At 42.4% G+C, this 2,217-nt stretch carries 2 protein-coding genes and 3 pseudogenes; 4 read left to right on the top strand and 1 reads right to left on the bottom strand.

The features are described from left to right. Positions 1-39 precede the first annotated feature (39 nt). Positions 40-222: pseudogene (locus P5683_RS24295) on the bottom strand (IS4 family transposase); the annotation flags it as partial. 165 nt (positions 223-387) lie between these two features. Between P5683_RS24295 and P5683_RS24300 the strand changes: the two are divergent. From P5683_RS24300 to P5683_RS24315, 4 genes and pseudogenes are all read left to right on the top strand, one after another. Continuing rightward, positions 388-729: pseudogene (locus P5683_RS24300) on the top strand (HNH endonuclease); the annotation flags it as partial. Between the two features lie 107 nt (positions 730-836). Then, positions 837-1,127, top strand: a complete 291-nt coding sequence (locus tag P5683_RS24305) for a hypothetical protein (protein WP_006624144.1) — start codon at positions 837-839, stop codon at positions 1,125-1,127. 306 nt (positions 1,128-1,433) lie between these two features. After that, a complete protein-coding gene (locus P5683_RS24310) occupies positions 1,434-1,826 on the top strand; it encodes a hypothetical protein (RefSeq protein ID WP_006624145.1) in 393 nt (130 codons plus the stop codon). Further along, positions 1,823-2,217: pseudogene (locus P5683_RS24315) on the top strand (IS630-like element ISAtsp7 family transposase); the annotation flags it as partial. The gene P5683_RS24310 and the pseudogene P5683_RS24315, both read left to right, overlap by 4 nt.

Raw genomic sequence — 2,217 nt, forward strand, 5'->3', positions numbered from 1 at the left:
TGCCATGGATTCTGTTCTCAAGGCTGCGTCCTAACCGTATTGACTAGTGCTATAATTTGAGGAAATTTGCACAGGATTTGCGAATACAGTCGCTATTTCCATCAGATTAACCGTCTTTGTTTGGAATAGCGCCATCAGGAACAGGCAGACAAAGTTTAATCTCGCCCCGTGCCAGGGCAAGTGAGGGCGCAAAGTGTCTCGTAATCGGTTAAGCTCGTTCATGAGAGGGAAGTTTGGTTTGTGGTAATTCCGATGTAACCCTCTCACCCCAACTTGGCGCTACCCCCCCACCCCTCGACTTTCACCTCAGCCCGGAGCGCCCCCTTCAGAATTTTCGGCTAGATTCCCTTTTCGCTAATACTTTCAGCTTTTTTGTCCTGTACTGAGTGGCAACATAATTGGACTCCGATTGTCAGACACACCCTGATACGCCCTGACGCAACACCATATGACGGAAATTGGACTTACTGGGCAACTAGGAAAGGACAAGCAATTGACACGCCAAATAGGGTAGCAAAACTACTCAAAAAGCAAAAAGGCAGATGTACCTGGTGCGGACAGTATTTTGCACCATCGGATTTAATTGAAGTAGACCACATTGTACCTCGAAGCTTAGGCGGAAAGGATGAATACAAAAATCTTCAACTACTACATCGCCACACCCACGATGATAAGACGGCATTAGATAATGTCAACGCTGTATCCCTAACAATGGAGCAATCAAATTAGGAGCCGTATGAGGTGAAAGTCTCAAGTACGGTTTTGTATGGGAGGGGGAGATGGCGACATCTCTCTCGACCCCTACTTGACTGAATTATCTATCAGGGGTGGCATTTATGACTAGATCGCAAGAAACTCCCAAGAGCATAAATCAATCACAAGAGGTTGAGTTAGAATCTGTTGAGTCTGAACCACAACTGGATGAGTTGGTTGATATTTTGATTGATGTGTTGCTTGGGAAGCCTAATGATGAATCTATCACTAACTCACCTCAAACTCCCAAAGTTGATAATTATCCATCTCAAAATAGCAATATTAAGCATGAACACAAATCCTCATATTCTCGGAAAAGTAATTCACAAAATCTGGGTGTGAAAAGGGAGGATCTACTTTCTGCTCAACCATAAGATTTTACCCAGGTAGAGACTAAGAAGGTAGAGACTACTAAGAAGATAGAGACTCAGGTAGAGACAGCATTCTCTGAGTTAATCCCAGAGGATGAGGAAGTGGTGACTAAGGCGGTTCGATTAATTTAAATTTCCCCAAATGAGTTTAGTAAGTATTTTGATGATCCAGTGTCTGTCCAGTCTGGAGAAACTGCTAAATCTCATGCAAATAATAATAATGGTTATGATTTGGAGGAGGAGAAAACCTCTGTTTCTGCGCCGCCATAAAACCAAACCAGCGATACAGAAGTAGATCTAAGTCAGGACTTGTCCGACCCTTTCGACCCATTACAGGATCTGCTGCTAGGTTCCAAATTCTCGGAGTTTGAAAAAGTCACTAAAAGTTATCTTGAGACTGAGTTACCGAGGCTACAGAGCCCAATTCAGTCAGCGGAACAGAAACTGCAAGCGGTTCAGGATAAATTTGATGATCCTGACCAGATTTTTAACCTATTACTCCCGGCTCTAACAGCTATCATTAATGATAAAATGGTTCTGTCTAAACAAGACGTTATAGACTCAATTGTGCCGATTATTGATGAAATTATTGCGGGGAAAAAGCGACAAGACAAGTCGGGGATGATTACAGCCTTTACACAAAACACAAAGTACGGTATAATGTATGGCTATTGTATAAGTTATCACAACCAACTACCATGAGCCGTTACTCTTTAGATTTTCGGAAAAAGATAGTAGAAGCCTATGAAAAAGGAGACACTTCTATCCGAAAAGTAGCGAAACGCTTTTTGGTGAGTCCAGACACGGTAAGGCGACTGGTCAAACAGTATCGATTAACGGGAGACTTATCTCCTCGTAAGTGTGGCACTAAAAAGAAAAGCATTTTATCTAAGCATGAGGAAGCCGTGATAGATATTGTAGAAGCCCACCCCGACCTGACCTTATGGCAATATAGTGATAAGCTCAGAGACAAGCTGGGCATAAATGTCAGTACGACCATGATAGATAGATTTTTAAAGCAGCACGATATAAGTCTCAAAAAAAAACATACAGGAGCGAAAAAGTAGTAACTGAAGAAGTACAGAAAGCGCGA

This window comes from Limnospira sp. PMC 1279.21 (assembly GCF_032349615.1).
Lineage (GTDB): Bacteria > Cyanobacteriota > Cyanobacteriia > Cyanobacteriales > Microcoleaceae > Limnospira > Limnospira fusiformis.

Bases quoted from the DNA above. Each gene is read 5' to 3' on its own strand.
- P5683_RS24305 (WP_006624144.1), top strand. From the start codon at position 837: ATGACTAGATCGCAAGAAACTCCCAAGAGCATAAATCAATCACAAGAG.